The 281-nt window shown below is 65.8% G+C and carries 1 protein-coding gene; it reads left to right on the top strand.

What is annotated here, in order from left to right; translation table 11 throughout:
* Positions 1-281, top strand: a 281-nt coding sequence (locus tag DDR33_RS26395) for a hypothetical protein (RefSeq protein WP_158280882.1), incomplete at both ends; no start/stop codon positions are given.

The raw sequence follows: 281 nt of genomic DNA on the forward strand, positions 1-281 counted from the left end.
GCCGGAATGGTCGTAGCTGAGGGTGCTGAGCACCGTGGTGCTGCTGCTGGCAGCGGCCTGAACGGTCTTCACCTGGCGGGCCTTGCCGGTAAAGTCGGGCACCACCGTCCGGCTGTCGTTCAGCCCGGTATTGAGCTGGTTGTTGCTCCTGACCTGGACCACGTTCCCCCGCTTGTCGTAGAACTGGACGCTGAGCAGCCAGATATTGCCCAGGCCTGCCCCGACCGTCCGCTTTTGTATGGCCGTCAGGAGGCCCCGGGTGAGCGGGGTGGCGGCGGCTT

The sequence above is a fragment of the Pararcticibacter amylolyticus genome (assembly GCF_003130405.1).
GTDB lineage: Bacteria > Bacteroidota > Bacteroidia > Sphingobacteriales > Sphingobacteriaceae > Arcticibacter > Arcticibacter amylolyticus.